Raw genomic sequence first — 20819 nt, 5'->3', positions numbered from 1 at the left:
TATTAAAAAGTATAGGTATAAAACTTGTATTAAAGGTAATCAAATAATTATCGTATATTCTCCATTGCATTAATAAATAGTTCTGCTGAAGCATCCCAACTTTTCTCACCATAAAAATAAGTCTTTTCAATGTTTTTAGACATCTCATGTAGCAAATCTCTATCGTTGTATAATTTTAATAAAGCATTAACTATCGCTTCAGAGCTTTTGGGTTCTATGATAAGACCCATTTTTTGATCTCCTATCATTTCAGGCAAACCTCCAACATTGCTAGCTATCACAGGTTTCTTGAATGCAAATGCAGACATTACAACTCCACTTTGCGTTGCATCAGTATAAGGACAAACAACTACTGAAGATTGAAAAATCAAATTTGCTAAATCTTCCGGATAAAGATATTTATTCATAAAAGTTATTTCTGGATATTGCTTATAACTTTCTATATCAAAATCAAAGTCACCGCTGCCTGCAATTGTAAGGCTAATGTCGGAGAGATTTTGAGTGGCTAAGATTTGAACAAATGCTTCCAACAGATATTTAATTCCTTTGTACGGTGATATTCTTCCAAAAAATAATATATTAAATCCAGAAGAAATAAGCTTTTTGTCTGTTTTATGGTAGTTTAAAAAATTATAGACACTTAAAAAGGAAGTGTGAATATTATTTGGATCAAAATCATGATATTTTATAAAATCTTTTTTTTGATTTTGATTTAAAAGAATTTTGTTTTCAATAAGACTAAAATGCATTTTTCTTAAATATCGGTCAATAACAATATTCTCTCCAGAATGCAAAAAAGGATCATGTACAATCATCAATATTTTTTTCCTAAATGACAAAGTAGAGACAAAATAGGTGAGCATAGAATTGTCTAAAATGATAACATCAGGATTTATTTTTTTTAAAAGTTGATTAATTTTGTGAGAGATATAAAGTTTTTTCAGAATATTTAAATTTCGAGTTCCTTTGATGACATATGTTTTATCCAAAGATATAAAGTCACGGAAACGCTTCAATTCTTCTACTTCTGTACCTATTGTAATAGTTTTGTTTAATTTACCCTTATCGATGAAGTTGCTGATTTCATATAAAGCTTCTATGAAGAAATAAACATCACATTTTTTGCGCAGTGCATTAATAAGAGAAGCATTTGCATCCAAAGCGAAAACAGATAAGAAGGCAACTTTCATTGTAGTTATTTGATTAATTATTTTTTTGGACCAAGTATCTTATCTATATGTTTATTTATAATATAGTATGCTCTCGTAATAGTAGGTTTATCCCACAAAATATTTTCATATTTTCTGATGATATTATTATTTGAATTAATCATTTTATAAGTACCAAACAAGAATAGTATAAATGTAAATACTAATTTAAACATTCGCTCAAGAATCGTGTATACATATGGATATAATATCCAGTAAGACATTACAAAAAGAGTTGTCATTCTATCAATTAATATGGCATATTCTGATAAAAATAGGTAAGTGACAGTAAAAATAAAGAACAGATTAAAAAAAATATTGAGCATTTTTTCGTCTTTTATCTGTTTACCGATTTTATTATAAGAGTAATAAAACAATATGAATGTAAAAAACTTCTCTATAAATCCCATAGTAATTCCATAGCCTGTACTGTACATACTATCTTCCGAATAGCCTTCAGCCATTAACGAGTATACTCCCCCAAAAAAGTTGCCTATGGCAATAACAATTGGAGTAATAAATTTTATTTGCCCCAGATATAGCACATTCCCGAGAATAAAAGCACCCCAAACCAATTGTGGTGGAAATTTCTTATGTAAAAAAAAATACAGGGGAAAGTAAAAAATCGCAGAAGAGTGAAAAAGAAGACCTATACCATTACATATAAAGTATTTAACGGGGTTTCTATCTTTTATAAATTGTAAGGAGTAGATAAAAAGAAATATTGCTTTAGAATTTCTAAGTAGATTAAACTCAATAATAAGTCCTGAAAATATCAGAAACATTATAAACCCTAATACATATTGAGGAGAATACTTCTTAAAAAAATAGTTTAGAAATAATACATCAATCAGAGCCGATACAATTTGAAGGAAAAAATAGTCTTCCCAAATACTTTTAAGAAGAATTATTAGCGTCTTAAACCCAGGCTCTATTTTCAAAAGATAATCTTTATTAACGCCTGAAAAAAATCTAAGTACACCTTTGGGATCTGCAAGTGTAGGAGCATCTTCATAAACCGGATAATACACAACAAAATCTGTATCTAAATATCCCCGAAATCCAAAAAAAATAAAGAAAACCAGCATACATAAGTATCTGACAGTTTTTATATTTCCATCATTTTTTCTAATTTTATTTTCCCATAAGAAAAGGAAAAAAAATATAAAAAAGAGGAAAACATATGGTGGTGAATAATTATAGCTAAATGTAGGCTCCATTAATTATTCTTTTTTCTATTTTGATTCTTTAAAAACATATCATAAATCATTAACATGTATCAATTATATCATATTGGCTTATTATTAATGTATAAATTTAAACCTTCTTTATAGCCATTTAACGCAATTTTCCATTGTCTTGTGGGATATCTGAAAAATAATATGATGAGAATATATAAAAAATTATAAATTAACACATATCCGGCGTATAAAGGTCTATAGTTCTTTAGTGCAAAATAAACTAAGTTTCTCCATAAAAATTTAATCGAAAAGTCGCTCATTTTGCCCGTAGATGTAGATTCATTATGATAAATTTTAGAATTTGAAACATACCACAATTCTTTACCATACTCTTTCAATGCTCGATATACAAAATCTGTATCGTCATAATAGACAAAATAATTTTCGTCCATCAACCCAACTTCAGCAAACACTTCTTTTTTGATGAGCATAAAACATGTTGGTGCATAATCAACTTTTTGGTCAATATTAAATTGTCCTTTATCTTCCTGCTCTTGTCCAAAATGTAGAGTAAGCCCGCTTTTTTTGATAAAACCTCCTCCGGCAGCCCAAATTTTGTTTGTGCCATAAATATAAATTTTTGGCACCACCATATTTGCGTTGTTTTTGTCTAAACCAATTAATAATCTATTAATTGAATCATCTTCAAGTGCAATATCATTGTTTGATAAAAGTACTAACTCACAATCATCAGCTAAAGCTTTTCTAATCCCGATATTATTACCTTTGGCTACTCCATAATTTGCCTCATTTTTGATAATTATGGTTCTAAACTGATAATAACTTGCTAATTTTTCACTTAATTCTAAGGACCCATCTGGCGACAAATTATCAATGACATATAATATAAAGTTTTTATAGGTCTGTTTATTTAATGTTTCAAAAAACTCTTCAAGTACAGACTCACTATTATATAAAACAGTTACAATGCCTATTTTTCTATTCATTTGTACAAGCCCTTATTTTTCATTTCTTCAATAGATTGTTCGTATCTATCTTCAGGAATTTCCTGATCATTTACCCAATTTGTGAATGCTTTAATCCCTTTTTCAAAATACCATTGAGGTTCAAAACCTAATTCTGTTTTTATTTTGCTAATATCTGCAAAATTATGTCTTATATCTCCAAGTCTATAGTTTCCTGAAATTTGTATCGGAATTTTACGCTCGTAATATTTAGCCAAAGTATTGGCAACAGTGATAACATCAGTTGCAATACCTGTCCCAACATTATAAACCTCCCCATTAGCATTGTCATTTTGTAATCCCAATATGGTTGCTTCTACAACATCATCTATAAATACAAAATCACGAGTCTCTTTACCATCTTCAAATATATTAATAGGGTTTCCGTTCTTTATTCTTGTAGAAAAAATAGATAATATCCCTGTATATGGGTTTAATAAAGATTGTCCCGGTCCATAAACATTTTGGTATCTGTAAGCAACAGCTCCAATATTTAAAGACTTACAAACCGTTAAAACCAATTGCTCCTGATTCTGCTTTGTGATACCATACACTGAGGTAGGATGTATTTTACTGTCTTCAGTAGTAGGTAATATAGAAGTTACTTCATTACATATAGGGCATTTACATGAGAAATCACCTTTTGCCATTTCGCTATCATTCCTTTCTGTTGGATAAACGATTCCGTGTGTAGTACATTCATATTTACCTTCACCATAAATGGCGCGGGAAGAAGCCACAATCACTTTTTTAATCTGATGCTCATTATTGGCTAAAATATCTAGCATTAGACCAGTTCCACCAATATTAACATCTATATATTTCTGAATTTCGTACATTGACTGACCTGTCCCCGTCTCAGCTGCCAAATGAATAATTGCATCTTGGTCTTTTATAGCGTTACTCCAGTCTTTTTTTGAAGTAACGGTACCTTTTATAAACGTCACTTTACCAATAATCTGATTATAAAGTGCAGAGGTTTTCTCAGGATTATCACCATGAATTTGGGTTGACAAATTATCTAAAACAGTAACATTTATACCTTTATCTATTAAACTAAGAGCAATATTGGATCCAATAAAGCCTGCTCCTCCGGTTATCAATACATTTTTCATATTTCAATAAAATTCCCTTTGTCATCGGTTTTAAACCAATCTTGTTTCTCAACCGAATAACGTTTTATAATTTTTGCTGGTGCACCTACTGCAATGCAATAATCTGGAATATCTTTTGTTACCACAGAATTTGCTCCAACAATACTATTTTTACCTATACTTGCTCCGGAAATGCAGACATTCTCCCCTATCCAGGCTCCTTCTTTTATTACTACATCATTTAGTTGAACAATAGGCTGTTCAATTATTGGACGTTCAATATCTTTAAATCCGTGCTGATTATCAGAAATATAAACTCTGTCGGCAATTAAGACAGAGTTTTCAATAGTAATACTTTTTGTACAATATATATGAGCTGAATTTCCGATGTAAGTATTATCTCCTAAGATTAATTTACATTCATGAAATCCTGTTAATGGATTAGCCGCTAACCATGCAAATTTACCCACCGAAACATTTTTTCCTATAAAAATATTTTGTGGCATCTCAATACGTATCACATGATTAATATGGGATTGATAGCCAAAAGCTCCAAATCTCAATTTATTAAGAGGATAACGTACTAATATGTAATATAACTTAGATAGTATCATTTCGCAATTGAATTTTGTAAAATAAACTTTTTTATATCCATAAGATATTCTGTATTTGCCTGTATCCATTCATCACTTCTATTCCACCACTCAAAGTTTAATAAAAAATCAATTTCTTCTTCTGTAAACCTTTGTTTAACCAATTTACCAGGTATACCAACAACAATAGAATAAGGATCAACATTAGAAGTGATTACAGAGTTAGCACCAATGATTGCTCCGTTTCCAATAGTAACTCCGTCTAAAATAATAGCATTTGCGCCAATCCAAACATCATTTCCTATTGTAATTTGCTTGTTATATTCATAATGATTTTTTCTACAAAAATTTTTCAACAAATTTGAAGGATTTGAATAGACCGATGGATGTGTACTAACAAATGTATGTGTTGGATGTTTTCCTGGTCCAGTTCTTACATTTGGACCTATGGAACAAAATTTACCAATTTGAGTCTCACTAATTACAGATCTGTCAGAAATATATGAGAAATCTGCAATTGAAGAATTAATAATTGTAACGTTTGTAGCAATCATATTAAATCTTCCAAAATCAACATTAATCAATTTTGATTGATAACCAATTCTTAGTCCCTCATATTTTGACTGATAACTATATTTAGTTTTTAGCCATCTCAAATATTCGGAGATTGGGTTTTGAAGAAGAGATTTATCAAACATTTCTTAGTATTTTTTAATAGTTGATTTTAACTGTTTGACGTTATCATTTTTAATAATTATTGGTAAAAATAATAATAGAGATAAGAGTACAATTCCTATTCTCAAGATGATATTCTCTGAAGAAAGTAATTGATATGAAATTATATTAAGCACAACTATGATCAAACTTACAATAAATAAGCTAATTTCAGATCTTTTGAAAATATCCGCAAATTTTATATCTATTGAACGATTATAATTTATTATTAAAATAAGTGAACCAAGTGAAAGGGCGATTCCCCAAGCCAAAATTATTCCGTAACCACCTATTAATTCTCCTAAAACAATTCCTAAACCAAGGTTTACAATTGCCATTCCGACATGTACCATTACTAAAATATTTAGTCTTCCTTCTCCCAATGAACTGAAATATGCAGGACCACACATTATGTTAATAAATGTCATTACGGTTAAAACAAATATAGAGAAAATGAAATCATCATTAAAATCTCCTATCCATATTAAAGATATATATGGTGCTACAATTATTAAAATTGTAGAGAGTGGCAGACTAATCAATATTAAAATATGATTCATTTTCACATAAAAACTTTGTAAGAAAGAAGCTTCACCTGATTTTGTTTTTTCTGCTATTATAGGTATTACTACCTGATTTGCGTTGGTTAATAATGCTCTGAATTGATTTACTGCCTTAGTTGCCATTTCATAATGCCCTAGAAGCCCTAACCCTCCATATTTTGTTAAAAGAAATTTTGTAGCCGGCTCATACAATAATTGGCTTATAGATACTAACTGAAATTTGTATCCGTAGCTAAATAATTCTTTAAATGATTGTAAACTCCATTTCCAATATTTTAATTGATTATTAGGGTTTATTTTAACTGTGAAAACTAATGCTGTAAGAAAAATAAATATTGACTGTAATAACTGAGATATAGCTACACCTTTTAGATGATATTCAGGTGTCAAAATAATTGTTCCCCCAAACATTATAATTCCAGAAATAATGTAGATAAAGTTCCGTATATAGTTTTTTTGATAACCTTCCAATACAGATGTAAAAACTCCTCCAATAGCATTAATGCATAAAGAAGCTAATGAAAATGGGAGTATTTCTAAAGCTATTCTTAAAAATTTTAAATCAATAGCATATTTCAACAAAAATTCAGCAAAAAATAAGATTATCAGACTTATACATCCAAATAGTATAGACATTGACACAATTGAGGTAAATATCAGTTTCCCAAGTTTCGTCTTATCTTGTTCTAAAAGATATTCCGCAACAAACTTCACCAGCCCTGAGGTTAAACCTAAATTAGCCAAATTTGCAATAGAGGAGAATGATAGAATAAGTGACCAAATTCCTAATTGCTCAACTCCTAATTCTTCCAGTAAATATTTATATAAAAAAAAGTACAGACATGCTGTAAATACAACTTGTAAAACAGCTGATAAAGCATTTATTGTGAGTTTTTTTGAAGAAAAATCCATTTATTTTAAGAGTAAAAATCATTTAAAAATTCCCTTGAATCATATTAAAAAAATTTTTGCCACCATTTCTTTTCTTCTGCATTATAGCCGTATCCGTATTTATTTCCGTACCCTAAGTTTGATTCATTTACCCCATTCAAGACAATACCAACATTATTCAGTTTTTTGTCTTTGATAGAATGATTCAAGAATTCAAAATAATCTTTTTCAGTCACTTCAGATCTTGTCACATATACAATGGCATCACTTTTATCAGCAATTAAAAAAGAATCTGTAACAAGTAAAAGTGGAGCGGTATCTAATACAATATACTTGTATTTATTAAGATTTTTCACTAAAACCAAAAGCTCATCTAACCTACCATTTTCTAAAAGGTCTGTAGGATTTGGAGGAATAGATCCCGAATATATAAAATCACAATTATCATTGTAACCACTCGGATGGATTATTTCATTAACGGAATTTTCATCTCCGCTCAAAAACTCAGTAAGACCTCGTGCTGATTTCATAGAAGGATTATAACGCTGTAACTGAGGGTTTCTAACATCTGCACCAATCACTAAAACTTTATTACGTGAAGAGGCCAGAATAATAGATAGATTTGTAGATACAAATGTTTTACCTTCACCTTTTACAGATGATGTTACCATGATAATCTGAGCACCTTCTTTAGATTGGACTAAGAACTTCAGATTGGTTACGAATATCCTGAATGCTTCTGCAATTGGAGAAACATCATTAAAGCTAACCAAAGCGCTATGCTTATTTTTAAGCTTCGGAATTTCAGCAATTACAGGAAGCTTTGTAAGTTTAGCAATATCTGATCTTGTAATTACTGTGCTTTGAAGCATATTTTTCAGATAGATAATTGAAAAAGGTATCAATGCTCCGATTAAAAGAAAAACACCAAGAATCACCATTTTTTTAGGGGAAACTGGTTTTTTAAAAACAAATGCTTTATCGATAACTCTCGCTTTTTCTGAAGTAATCTCCATACTGATTGCAGCTTCTTCTCTTTTTTGTAAAAGTAATAGATAAAGACTTTCTTTTATTTGCTGTTGCCTTTCAATACTTCTAAATAACTTCTCCTGACTTGGGATTTTACCAATCATATTTTCAGAGTTACCTAGCTGTGATTCTACTCGTCTTTTAGCCAATGCTAATGTTGTTTCATTTTTTTGCAAAGTTTCAGACAAGGATGATCTCATATCATCTATTTGTGCATTAATGTTCTTAACCAGGGGATTGTCTGGTGTAGCTTGTTCCAAATATCTATTTCTCTGGAGAACAAGATTATTGTATTCCTGAATTGATTTCACAGAAGTCTCATCAAGCAAACCGATATTAAATGGTAATAAATCCCCGGCATTTTTTTTCTTCAAAGTACTCTGAAGAATATTATTAAGTTCCAACTGCGTTTCAAATTCTAATATTTGGGCTTTACTTTGTTCTTTCATTTGCAGATTGATACGAGCTTCTGTCGGCAAATCTACTATATTATTAGATGATTTATATCCTTCTTTCTTAGTCTCTACGTCACCCAATTCTCTCGAAATAAGAACAATTCTTTTATCAATAAAATCTTTTGTTTTTTTAGATTCTATATTTTTATCATTTATTGCGTAAATATTATATTGCCTAATTAATCTGTTTAAGAAATCTTTTGCTCTGTCTTTATTTTCAAAATCTACTGCCAATGTTATAATAGTTCCGTCTTTATCTAATAAATCTACAATTAAAGAACTTTGATAATCGATAACCGTATTATCAAAAGTTGAATAATAAAAAGAAATATCTGACATATCAACTTTATAAGGTGCTTTATAAGTAGGATTTTTGCTGATCATTATAATGGCAAAAGGTAGACTCGTAGTCTTATCGAAAGAAGTTGTAATATCTTTTTCAAATTCATCTGATGATAATATAATATTATTTCCTTTGCTAGAAATTGATATTGGCTTTTTGGGTAATTCTACATTCTCTTTTTCTTGAATGACACGAACAATATATGGATTAGATTCCCCATACAATTCAACTTTCTTTAACCCATTTTTAGCATAAAAAGTAGTTTGGAAATTAAGCTCTTTTAAGACATCTTCCACAATTGTTTTAGATTCAAAAACTCCCACCTCATTTTCTATACTACTGGTTCCCATCCCATTAAGACCACCTAAACTTTGAAGAACACCAATATCGCCAGATGCTGCAGACATTTTTTTTGCATCTTTGATGAGAACAGAAGTTTGCGCTTTATAAACTGGAGATTTTGATTTTATATAAAAAATTGCCAATAAACCCATAAGAAAAACCATCCCTACGAAATATTTCCAGTTTTTTAAATATGGATTGATAAGTTCTTTAAAATTAATTTCTTTATTTTTTTTGCTATCCATGCTTTTGGATTATATTGAGAATTAGGATTGTTTTTTATTTATTTTATTATAAACTTTGCAAATATATCTATATTTTATAAATACACGGCAGTGAATATGTCATTTTATATAAACTTGCTAATTATCATTTATCATAATTAGATACATATTATAATTAATCTATTTTCTTCTGTAATAATTGCAAATTATTAAAAAAAGAGCTAAAATTTACTTCAATTTATAAGTTAGCATTACCCCACCTCTTGTCGGAATCACTTCTCCACTTTTATTCCAACCTTCTGCACCGTCGTAGCGTACATTATTATCTTTAAAATAGCCTTTGTATAATGATTGCGTTGCTCCTATTCCTGCATAAATATCTAATCCCCACTGATCATTAATACTATAATGGTAACCGCCACTAATCCCGATAATAAAAGCTAACCCTTTTTGATAACGCTCTGTCACGCGGACATTTCCATTTGACAAGAGCTCAGGGTTACCATTAGCATCATACACTACAGTAGATCTTAAGTAATTCCACTTCTGGATATTGAAAGCAGCGATAGAACCGTAAGCTCCAATATACCATTTTTTCATCACTTCATCAAAATAATAGCGCCCTTCCAGCGTTCCCATATAGAACTGCATATTTTTACCGTAAAGTGATTTCCAAGGGGATATAAAACCCTCCGCCTGTATAGAAAACTTTTTATTTAGTGGCTTTTCTATAGCAACATTTAACATTGTTAATGGAACAAACGCTGCATTTAGCTTAATCTCGGTTTGTTGTCCCTTTATTTTTATCAATAAAAAAACAAAAGCTATCAAAAGAGTTTTTGACAAGAATTTTTCTGTGAACTTCATAATTATTTTCAGCATCATTATCTTAAAACAGAGAAAGTTTTAAGTAAAATATACATATCATTTTTAAAAGAAAGAGTATGGTAATAATTAAGATTCATTTTCACTTTTTCAGGAAAAAGAATCCTGTCATTATACAGTAACGGATCTTTCTGTTGTTTTAAAATTTCTTCTTCGTTTCTATATTTAATTCCGGCTTCACTTGTTAATCCGGGCTTTAGTTCTAAAATTAATCGTTCTTCTCCCTGAAGAACATCATAATATCCTGCAATATCCGGTCTAGGGCCAACCAGTGACATATCTCCCTTAAGGATATTAAACAGCTGTGGTAGTTCATCCAGTTTGGTTTTTCTCATCCATCGTCCAATAGAGGATTTTGTAAATGTTTTAGTATGATACGTTCTGAACTTGTAAATAATAAATGTTTTTCCAAATCTTCCAATTCTTTGCTGCATAAAAATACCCGGAAACCCCGTATCAAATGATGCGATTATCATTAAAATAAAAAAAACAGGCAGCAAACTAACAATGCCGATAAAACCAAGAGTAAAATCCATTATTGCTTTCCACCAGGGATATTTCTTTTTCACTTAATCAAATTGGGCTGTAAATATAATGAAAGAAGTTGATTTTTTATAAATGAGAATTTTAAAACAGGGTTATAAGTGGATTCTATGGGGTAAGAATTCCTCACAAAAATATTATAAACCATTGATAAACATTACACTGCTTATTTCCGGGAGAAATAAAGCAGTGTAATTTTACTAAAGTATTAATTTTATTTAATTTTGAAAAGCGCCATTTCTGATCGTTAAGAGAAAAACTTTCTGATTATCTTTTCGATTCGTTCTCTATCAGCATCAGAAAGATTCGATCCTGAAGGCAGGCATAGACCATTATCAAATAATTTTTCAGATACATCTGTTCCATAATAAGGAGCTTCAGCAAATATCGGCTGCAGATGCATAGGTTTCCAAAGTGGTCTTGATTCTATATTATCCTCAAGAAAAGCCAATCTTAAATCTTCACGATTTTTTCCAGCTATTTTTTCATCAATTATAATTGCTGACAACCAATGGTTGGAGTAATAATCTTCAGTCGGCTCTGAAAAAACGGTTACGCCTTCAATATCTTTAAAAACATCAACATAAAAATCGTGCATTTTTCTGCGTGCATTTACTCTGTCGTTTAGAACTTCCATTTGTCCGCGGCCGATACCAGCCACAATATTGCTCATTCGATAATTATATCCAATATGTGAATGTTGATAGTGAGGAGCATTATCTCTGGCCTGAGTCGAAAGAAAAACAGCCTTATCTTTATCTTCCTGACTGTGACAAACCAATGCCCCGCCGCCGGAAGTGGTAATGATTTTATTTCCGTTAAAAGACAAAATACCGAAGCGGCCGAACGTTCCGCAAGCTTTTCCTTTATAAGTGGAGCCTAATGCTTCTGCTGCATCTTCAATTAAGGGAATTTCATATTTTTTAGCAATAGCAGTGATCTCATCCATTTTTGCAGGCATTCCGTACAAATGAACAACAATAATAGCCTTTGGCTTTTTGCCTTTTGTAATTCTATCTTGAATTGCCTCCTCCAAAGCTATTGGACACATATTCCAGGTATCTTTTTCTGAGTCTATGAAAACGGGAATTGCACCGCAGTAAGCGATTGGGTTAGCAGAAGCTGAAAATGTCATCGATTGGCAGATTACCTCATCACCATGTTCAACGCCACATTCAATTAATGCCAAATGAAGTGCTGCTGTTCCAGCAGAAAGAGCTCCTACTTTTACATCAGCATTTAAAAAACTCTCAATATCTTTTTCGAAGCCATCAACATTTGGTCCTAATGGTGCTACCCAATTGGCATCAAAGGCTTCATTAACATATTTTTGTTCGTTACCTCCCATGTGTGGGGAAGAGAGCCATATTTTACTTTGCATACTATTCCGTTTTTATTACCCCCAAATTTAATTCTAATTGCAGAATAATCGGTAATTCTTCTTTAAATAAATTTGTAATTTTTAATTGTCAATTACCGGTTGTCAATGTTAAAAAGAAATTTACCTGCCCTACCTGCAAGCTTATCTGTATACTTAACAAAAACATCTAATTATTGCGTAAATGCATCTGCCCTACTCTCAAACTTATCGGTATCATTCTCAACAAAAACCGTTTGCCTTGTCAACTTGTCTGTCAGCTGTGCAAATACATCTGCCTGAGTCGCAAACTAGTCTATACCCTTGACAAAATCATCTGTCTATTGAATAAAGACATCCGCCCTCATCGCAAATGTATCTGTACATTTATCAACACAAGATACCCGCTTTATCAATTGATCTCTTAGTTATGCAAATGCATCTGTCTTAGTCGCAAAAATATCTTTACCCTTTGCAATGCTATCTCTCTGTTATACATAGTAAAATAACCAAATTACGATAGGTTCTAACCTATTAACTTCGGTTTACCAATAAAGTACTTACTTACTAGCACTCACTCCAAGGCTGAATGACTAATTTCATTACCACGTCAGTTCGCTTAATTTCATTTGCTTACAATACAATACCTCGGCTGAAACCGAGGTATTGTATTGCAGAATTCGTACTGATAGATATCAATGATCTTATCAGATTATGTTTTAGGTTTATCTTATAACTGTTCAGGAGGAAGGTCATTTTTGTGACGGGTACCAAGGTCTGAAATTTTTCTTGATATTTTATATTTTCCGTATAGTGACAAATTCAGTACATCATATTTTTTCATAAGCCTGTCAATTTTTGTAATACATTGTTTCAGCTTCTTAAACTCTTCATCAAGTTCGCGAGTGGCATTTTGTGTTGTATCTATGGTGAGACCGGCATCATAGGCTTTGGCGTCAAAATTTGTGATCGCATTCTGCCACTCCTGCAGTTCTGCAGCAGTAACGTAATCTGGGCTAAGGCTTACCTTATTATCTGCCACCAGCTTGTACAACTTATCGCAATAGATTTTTGCCTCTACGCCGCTCAGACGCTGTATTTTAGATTTATTGGTAGTGAGCTGTTTACTAAGAGGGCTGTCTTTCCCGTCAAAAAAATCTGCTGCGGTATTGGCGTAAGCTACAGTAAGATTGATCATCAATGCTTTAGCATTGGTCTTGAGAGAAGTATTTGCTGTAGTATCGATGTTCTGAACTCCTGCTATTACATCAATATTTTCAATGAAAGTATTGAGCTCTGATACTCTGGTGATAAGAGGATTATTTTCTGCATATGCTGCCTGCTCAACAGAAAAAAGTTGTTTTAATGTTTTGGCCATCTCCAGCCGATTGGTTTGTTTTGTCGTCATTGTGTTTTTATTTAAATTATATCAAATATATGATTTTATCACATACAAACAGTAATTGAACTAATAAAAACACAATGATCTCAAAACAATATTACATTATGTTAAAAACAAAAATCTAAGGAAAACTGCTAAAAATATTAACATCACTATATCTTACATCCGATTCAATTAAAGCTAAGGAAGTCCTATTACTTCTACTTTATTATTTGAAAAAGAGTTCAAAATATTTTGAAACCGCCTGTAAAAGAACCTATTTAATTATGCTATTAATTTACCTCAAATATTTCTTTAACATATTCTTGTTCTTACCTATCATGCGTAAGGAGGATAATCACATTTTTGAATTGTTTATAATTTTATTAGTGAAATTTAATAGGCTTAGCGGGTATTCCTACTGCCGTACAATTTGCAGGTAAACTTTTTGACACTACCGCTCCAGCTCCAACAATTGTGTTTTCACCAATATCTAATAAATTAATAATCTTCGCTCCTGTGCCAACATATACTCCTTGCTCAATTTTAACTTCGCCAGAGATATTTACAGATGGCATAAAAGAGCAATAATCTCCAATTACAGTATCATGTCCTACTGTACACATTAAATTCAAAATTATAAAATCTTTAATTTCAATATTGCATGTAATGATTGTTCCTTCACAAATAATACATCCTTTACCGATTGTTACAAACTCATTGGTAATTGAGGCTTTAGGATGAATGATACTAGGAAAATCAATATGAGAGTTATTGATCGTAGAAATTACTTTTTTCTTTATTCTGGGATCGGCAATGCATACAACAATTGATAAATCTTCATCATATTTATTAATATCACTAATTCCCCCTAAAACATCATAATTATTAACTAGCAACCCCTTTTCAATTCCATCATCAAAGAAACCTATAAAATTGTATGTGGGATTTACTTTATTAATTGCATCAATAATTGTTTTTACTTCCCTCCCAAAACCACCAGCACCTAAAATTGCTATTTTTTTCATATTATATTTTTAATTATTTCCATTAAATGCTTCCATTGTTGCTTGTCCATTTTGTGAAATCCCTTCACTTTTGAACACTTTCTTAAATGTGGTAAAGAAAACTTTCATATCTGTAAATAATGAAACATGATCTACATACCAAACGTCTAATTCAAACTTTTTTGTCCATGAAATGGCATTTCTTCCGTTTACCTGTGCCCAACCTGTAATCCCAGGACGAACATTGTGTCTGCGCTTTTGATCATCATTATATAAAGGTAAATATTGTGGTAGCAAGGGTCTTGGACCAACTAGAGACATATCTCCTTTTAAAACATTAATGAGCTGTGGTATTTCATCTAAAGAAGTTTTGCGCACAAAAGCACCAATTGGCGTTAATCTTTCGGCATCAGATAAAAGATCTCCGTTTGCATCTTTTTTATCGTTCATTGTTTTAAACTTGATGATGCTGAAAATCTTCTCATTTAAACCAGGTCGAGCTTGAAAGAAGAACGGTTTTCCATTATTTGCAAGATATAAACCTATGGTTACAATAATGAAGATGGGGCTTAAAAGCAATAAGCCTATGGAGGCAAATGTAAAATCAAAAAGTCTTTTAAATATAAATTTATACATTAAGTTTCCTTTCTTTAAGTAATTGTGTATATTCTTCTAACAGAGCTTGCCAAACAACAGCTTGCTCATATCGAGATTGTATCATTGAGCGAGAATTTTCTTTTAGCTTAAAATAAAATTCTTTATCCTCTATCATTTTTAGCATTGCTGATTTTATAGCTTCGGAATCTTTAACAGGAATTATCGTTCCGTTTTCTCCTTCTATAATTATTTCGTTGCAACCGTTAATATTAGAAACGATACTCGGCAAACCCATTGCTCCAGCCTGCATAACTACATTTGGAAACCCCTCACGGTAACTAGGGAAAACTAAGCAGTCTGAAATAGTAAAGTAAGGACGTACATCTTTTTGGAAACCAACACTGATGATATTGGGATTTGTTTCGATTTCTTTCACGGTTTCTGAGAGTAAAGGATCTAAATCGCTTTCTAAATGCCCAACTAATAATAGTTTTGATTTAGGAATTGTGAGCTGTGAAAAAGCTTCTATTAATTCGTTGATTCCTTTATCACCTACCAAACGTCCAACAAATACAAAAACAAAATCATCTTGTTGAATGTTTAGTTTCATATTTAGTTGTGCTTGATTTTCTTGCGAAAAATATTGACTAGAAAAGAACTTAGTGTCAATTCCATTTGAAGACCCTTCTCCAATTACTTTTAATTTATCTATTGAAGTATAATTATTTTGTAATATAAAGTCGTATAATCCTTTTGAATTGGGATAAACCTTAGTTGCAGATGAATATGTTAATTTCTCAACAAAATCTAAGACTTTTCGTTTATTTCCAACAGCCTCCATCAATGGAAGACCAGCAATCGTGTGTAATCGAATAGGAACTCCTGCCAATTTTGCAGCTAACATTCCTATTATTCCAGCTTTTGGGGTATGGGTATGCACAATTTGAGGTTGCTCTTGCTTTATAAATTTGTACATTTTCCAAAGTGAATTTATGTCTTGCAACGGAGTAATTTTGCGTGACATATGAATTGGAATAACTTTTATTCCTTCGTCATCGTGTACTTCGTTTAATTCTTTTCCTTGTGAAGAAATACCTATAACTTCAAAACCTTTTTCTGACATGAAGCGATGCTGTCCTTTTAAAAGGATTTTTAAAGATGTTGGAACGGTTGTAATACGAATAAGTTTATTTTTCAATTTATTTCAAAATTATTAAATTATATTAATCTATTTTTTTAATTAATCCTATAGAATCTCTGTTCAAAATTTCTTTGTGTATATGACCTTTAGGATAAACTTAGCCTTGTTTCAGATTTGTAAGTTCATATTAACATTATAGATTGAACTTGAAATTTAGAAAGAAAGAGTATAATAGTGGGTATATTCTATTTCAGAATATTTTCAAAATCATTGTAATACAATCTGTAATCAAAAGGGTTTTTTTCTAAAATATTACTTTTTAAATTGTGTATTTTATTCTTATCTAAATCAAGTATTTTCTTAAATTTCTCGGAAAGACTTTCATTAGTCTCACCTACAAAATAACCATTGACATCCTCTTTAAGATAAACATGTAAATCACTTGTATTATTCGTTAAAATAGGGATTCCGCAAGTAATTGCCTCAACAAATTTAGTAGGAAATCCTGCCATATTTACTCGGTTTTTTTCACGAAAAAACAAAACAAAATCACTTTTCTTCACTTCTTTAAGTGTCTCTATATGAGAAAGTCTTCCATAAAATTTTATTGAATTATCTAACTCTTTCAAATCATAGTATTTTAGATAAGTACTTTTTGTCATTCCTACTATTTTAAAAATAAAATGATAATTGTGTTTGTTTTTCAATTCCAATAGAATTTCTATTACTTTTACTAATCTGTCTTTTTCTCCACCAAGCTGACCAGCGTAAACGAATGTAATAGGTTGATTATTTTCTTGACTAACATTATTTACTTCTTTCCATTTATTTTCTTCTACATCTACTAAAGGTGGAACTAAAATCGTATTTGTATTTTTATAATAATTTTCTAAATATGTACTAATACATATTACACCATCCAATTTAAAATTTATCCTTTCCATACGAAACCATGTATCAAAATCTTTAACGATTTTTTTTATGAAATTCCCTGAAGATTTCCCGTACCATTCAGTACAATCCGCATAAATTTTAATATCATTCTTTCTCAAAAAAGGAAGTAATCGATAGGTGCTGTAAGAAGGATAGTTGTATAATATTATACAATCGATATTATATTTTTTTACATATTTTTTGATTTGAGATATATCAGTTATATATTTAAACCAATTAACCATCCCTTTTGGATAAGGAGAAGAAAACATATGAATATTTTCTTCTCCTGAATCTTCAGTAACTAAAGATTCAGAATTTACATCTAAATCATCCGTTTGGCCTACCAGATATACTTTCGAGCCTAAATCTCTTAGTATTTTTGCATTAGACAAAACTCGATGGGCAGCTGCATTTTTATCTGGGAGCTTAAAACCTCCAATGTATAGTATATTCATTCTATCCTAGATTTCCTCAGACCAAACTGTTCTTTTAATATAATCAGTATAGGAAATAATAATTCGGACTACTTTCTCTGAAACATTCGGCATTGAATAATCAGAAACCGGGCGGAAATTGGGTGTTGGGGATTGGGGATTAGAAATTAGGATATTTCTATCTCCTACCACTTGGGTTTCTAATTGTACTAATCCCTGTAAGATACGTTCAGGAGATAAGCCCACCATCATTACGCTTGCTTCTTCCATTGCTTCAGGTCTTTCGTGCGCCTGGCGGATGTTTAAGGCTCTGAAATTTAAAATTGATGACTCTTCAGAAATGGTTCCTGAATCTGAAAGTACGGCATATGCTCTTTTCTGCAAAGCATTATAGTCATGGAAACCCAATGGTTTTAAAAACTGAATTTCTGGACGCATCTCAATCTGCATCTTATCAATCATGTTTTGGGTACGGGGATGCGTAGAAACAATAATTGGGTATTGATATTTTTCTGCAATTGCATTTAAAGAAGCCATCAATCCTCTGAAGTTTTTCTCAGAATTGATATTTTCTTCTCTGTGTGATGATACCACAAAAAATTTGCCTTCTTCTAAGCTTAATTTTTCAAGAACATTTGAAGCGTCAATTTGTGGTAGGTAATGATTCAGAACTTCAAACATTGGAGACCCTGTCTTGATAATTCTATCCGCAGGTAATCCTTCTCTTAAAAGATATTCTCTTGCAATATCAGAATACGTTAAATTGATATCTGAGGTATGATCTACTATTTTACGGTTCGTTTCTTCAGGAACCCTTTGGTCAAAACATCTGTTTCCTGCCTCCATGTGGAAAATAGGAATATGTCTTTTCTTCGCCGGAATCGCACACAAACATGAATTAGTATCTCCTAAAACCAAAAACGCATCGGGTTTTAGCTCTTCCAATAAGGGATCTATTTTAATTAAAATATTTCCCACCGTTTCTGTGGCTGTCTTTCCTGCTGCTTCTAAGAAATAATCCGGTTTACGAAGTCCTAAATCTTCAAAAAAGATCTGATTTAATTCGTAGTCGTAGTTTTGTCCGGTATGAACGATGATATGTTCTACTGCTTCAGAAGCGTCTAAAGCATCTAAAACTCTTGATAATCTAATAATTTCGGGACGGGTTCCTACAACCGTCATTACTTTTAGTTTTTTCATTATATATTTTTTACTTTCAACTTGATGTATCAAGCGTTAAATTATATTTTAATCAGCTTTTTCAGGTATTCACCGTATCCGCTTTTACCATATTTTGTGGCTGTTTCCAGAAGTTTTTCTTCGTTGATGAATCCGTTTCTGAAAGCAATTTCTTCAATACATCCAATTTTGAAACCTTGTCTTTTTTCGATAACGCTTACAAATTCTGAAGCATCATTTAGAGAATCAAAAGTTCCGGTATCAAGCCATGCTGTGCCTCTGTCTAAAACACCGACTTCCAGTTTTCCTTTACTTAGATAAACATTGTTTACATCGGTAATTTCTAACTCGCCTCTTGGGGAAGGCTGAATGTTTTTGGCAATTTCTACAACTTCGTTATCATAAAAATATAATCCAGGAACTGCATAGTTTGATTTTGGTTTTAAGGGCTTCTCTTCGATAGAAACGGCTTTAAAGTCATTGTCAAATTCTACTACACCATATCTTTCGGGATCTGAGACATGATACGCGAAAACGACGCCTCCATCAGGATTTGTTTTGTTTTTCAGCAAAGTTCCCATTTCTGAACCGTAAAAAATATTGTCTCCTAAAACCAAAGCCACAGAATCTTCACCAACAAATTGATCTCCAAGAATAAAAGCCTGTGCAAGACCATCCGGACTTGGTTGTACTACATATTCGATATTACAGCCAATTTGTGAACCATCACCCAAAAGCTTGATAAATCCTGCTTGATCATGAGGAGTTGTGATAATCAGAATATCCTTAATCCCAGCTAAAAGCAACGTAGAAAGAGGATAATAAATCATCGGTTTATCGTAAACAGGCATCAATTGCTTGCTTACGGCAATGGTAAGAGGGTAAAGTCGTGTTCCGGAACCTCCGGCTAAAATAATACCTTTCATCTTGTATGTTTTAATTATACTGCTTTTCGTAATATTTCTGGTAATCTCCGCTGGTTACGTTTTCCAGCCATTCTTTGTTTTCCAAAAACCAGTCGATTGTTTTTCCTAATCCTTGTTCGAAAGTTACAGAAGGTTTCCAGCCCAGCTCATTGCTCAGTTTTGTAGCATCAATTGCATAGCGTTTGTCGTGACCTGGTCTGTCTTTTACATAAGTGATCAGTTTTTCAGAATGACCAGCCGGATTTCCAAGCTTTTCATCCATTTGTTTGATTAATTCTTTAACCAAATCGATATTCTGCCATTCGTTGAAACCTCCGATATTGTAAGTTTCTCCTGTTTTAGCATCATTAAAAATCTGATGAATTGCTTTTGCATGATCGATTACGAATAGCCAGTCTCTTGTATATTTTCCGTCACCGTAAATTGGTAACGGTTTTTCATTAATAATATTCGAAATACAAAGCGGAATTAATTTCTCGGGAAAATGATTCGGACCGTAATTGTTTGAACAGTTGGAAACAATAAATGGCATTCCATAGGTGTTTCCATACGCTCTTACTAAATGGTCTGAAGCTGCTTTTGAAGCCGAATATGGAGATTGCGGATCGTAAGAAGTGGTTTCTAAAAAGAATCCTGTTTCGCCTAAACTTCCGTAAACTTCATCAGTAGAAACATGATAGAAAAGATTTGTTCTTTTTTCATTGGGGAATCTTCCGTGAGTGTGATCTGGGTTTAAAGTCCAGAATTCTTTGCAAAGATTCAAAAGATTGG

19 protein-coding genes are annotated in these 20819 nt (G+C 31.7%); all 19 read right to left on the bottom strand.

Annotation, left to right across the window (positions count from 1 at the left end):
• Positions 1–47 precede the first annotated feature (47 nt).
• On the bottom strand, positions 48–1190 hold the full coding sequence (locus OH814_RS02910) for a glycosyltransferase family 4 protein (protein ID WP_308827023.1): 1143 nt from the start codon (positions 1188–1190) through the stop codon (positions 48–50).
• Positions 1191–1207: 17 nt separating this feature from the next.
• Entirely contained in the window at positions 1208–2428 is a 1221-nt protein-coding gene (locus tag OH814_RS02905; protein ID WP_308827022.1) for an EpsG family protein, read from the bottom strand.
• Between the two features lie 68 nt (positions 2429–2496).
• On the bottom strand, positions 2497–3396 hold the full coding sequence (locus OH814_RS02900; RefSeq protein ID WP_308827021.1) for a glycosyltransferase family 2 protein: 900 nt from the start codon (positions 3394–3396) through the stop codon (positions 2497–2499).
• Complete coding sequence (locus tag OH814_RS02895; RefSeq protein ID WP_308827020.1) at positions 3393–4529, bottom strand: NAD-dependent epimerase/dehydratase family protein; 1137 nt, start codon at positions 4527–4529, stop codon at positions 3393–3395. Before OH814_RS02895 ends, OH814_RS02900 begins: the two co-directional genes overlap by 4 nt.
• Positions 4526–5122, bottom strand: a complete 597-nt coding sequence (locus OH814_RS02890) for an acyltransferase (RefSeq protein WP_308827019.1) — start codon at positions 5120–5122, stop codon at positions 4526–4528. The genes OH814_RS02895 and OH814_RS02890 overlap by 4 nt, the downstream gene beginning before the upstream one ends.
• Positions 5119–5799, bottom strand: a complete 681-nt coding sequence (locus OH814_RS02885) for a CatB-related O-acetyltransferase (RefSeq protein ID WP_308827018.1) — start codon at positions 5797–5799, stop codon at positions 5119–5121. The genes OH814_RS02890 and OH814_RS02885 overlap by 4 nt, the downstream gene beginning before the upstream one ends.
• Positions 5800–5802: 3 nt before the next feature.
• On the bottom strand, positions 5803–7290 hold the full coding sequence (locus OH814_RS02880; protein WP_308827017.1) for an oligosaccharide flippase family protein: 1488 nt from the start codon (positions 7288–7290) through the stop codon (positions 5803–5805).
• A 44-nt stretch (positions 7291–7334) separates the two neighbouring features.
• Positions 7335–9683, bottom strand: a complete 2349-nt coding sequence (locus OH814_RS02875; protein ID WP_308827016.1) for a polysaccharide biosynthesis tyrosine autokinase — start codon at positions 9681–9683, stop codon at positions 7335–7337.
• Between the two features lie 207 nt (positions 9684–9890).
• A complete protein-coding gene (locus OH814_RS02870) occupies positions 9891–10529 on the bottom strand; it encodes a DUF3575 domain-containing protein (RefSeq protein WP_308827015.1) in 639 nt (212 codons plus the stop codon).
• A 17-nt stretch (positions 10530–10546) separates the two neighbouring features.
• On the bottom strand, positions 10547–11116 hold the full coding sequence (locus OH814_RS02865) for a sugar transferase (protein WP_374990543.1): 570 nt from the start codon (positions 11114–11116) through the stop codon (positions 10547–10549).
• A 221-nt stretch (positions 11117–11337) separates the two neighbouring features.
• The gene (locus OH814_RS02860) at positions 11338–12471 is read right to left on the bottom strand and encodes an aminotransferase class I/II-fold pyridoxal phosphate-dependent enzyme (RefSeq protein ID WP_308827014.1); all 1134 of its coding nucleotides are present in this window, start codon (positions 12469–12471) and stop codon (positions 11338–11340) included.
• Between the two features lie 706 nt (positions 12472–13177).
• Positions 13178–13855, bottom strand: coding sequence for a hypothetical protein (locus OH814_RS02855; protein ID WP_308827013.1), 678 nt, complete (start codon positions 13853–13855; stop codon positions 13178–13180).
• Between the two features lie 359 nt (positions 13856–14214).
• Positions 14215–14856 (bottom strand): acetyltransferase, encoded by a 642-nt coding sequence (locus tag OH814_RS02850; RefSeq protein ID WP_308827012.1) that lies wholly within the window; start codon positions 14854–14856, stop codon positions 14215–14217.
• 9 nt (positions 14857–14865) lie between these two features.
• Positions 14866–15471, bottom strand: coding sequence for a sugar transferase (locus OH814_RS02845; protein WP_308827011.1), 606 nt, complete (start codon positions 15469–15471; stop codon positions 14866–14868).
• Positions 15464–16555: a glycosyltransferase family 4 protein gene (locus OH814_RS02840; RefSeq protein WP_308827375.1), complete on the bottom strand. Its 1092-nt coding sequence runs from the start codon at positions 16553–16555 to the stop codon at positions 15464–15466. The genes OH814_RS02845 and OH814_RS02840 overlap by 8 nt, the downstream gene beginning before the upstream one ends.
• Before the next feature lie 263 nt (positions 16556–16818).
• Positions 16819–17964, bottom strand: coding sequence for a glycosyltransferase (locus tag OH814_RS02835; RefSeq protein WP_308827010.1), 1146 nt, complete (start codon positions 17962–17964; stop codon positions 16819–16821).
• 6 nt (positions 17965–17970) lie between these two features.
• Positions 17971–19143 (bottom strand): non-hydrolyzing UDP-N-acetylglucosamine 2-epimerase, encoded by a 1173-nt coding sequence (gene wecB, locus OH814_RS02830; RefSeq protein WP_308827009.1) that lies wholly within the window; start codon positions 19141–19143, stop codon positions 17971–17973.
• A 41-nt stretch (positions 19144–19184) separates the two neighbouring features.
• Entirely contained in the window at positions 19185–20048 is an 864-nt protein-coding gene (gene rfbA, locus OH814_RS02825; RefSeq protein WP_308827008.1) for a glucose-1-phosphate thymidylyltransferase RfbA, read from the bottom strand.
• A gap of 10 nt (positions 20049–20058) precedes the next feature.
• On the bottom strand, positions 20059–20819 hold a 761-nt coding region (locus OH814_RS02820; protein WP_308827007.1), incomplete at its 5' end, for a GDP-mannose 4,6-dehydratase.

This window comes from Chryseobacterium sp. CFS15 (assembly GCF_031118795.1).
GTDB classification, from domain to species: domain Bacteria; phylum Bacteroidota; class Bacteroidia; order Flavobacteriales; family Weeksellaceae; genus Chryseobacterium; species Chryseobacterium indoltheticum.
Note: the sequence above shows the minus strand (reverse complement) of the source record. Positions and strands in the feature narration are given on the sequence as shown.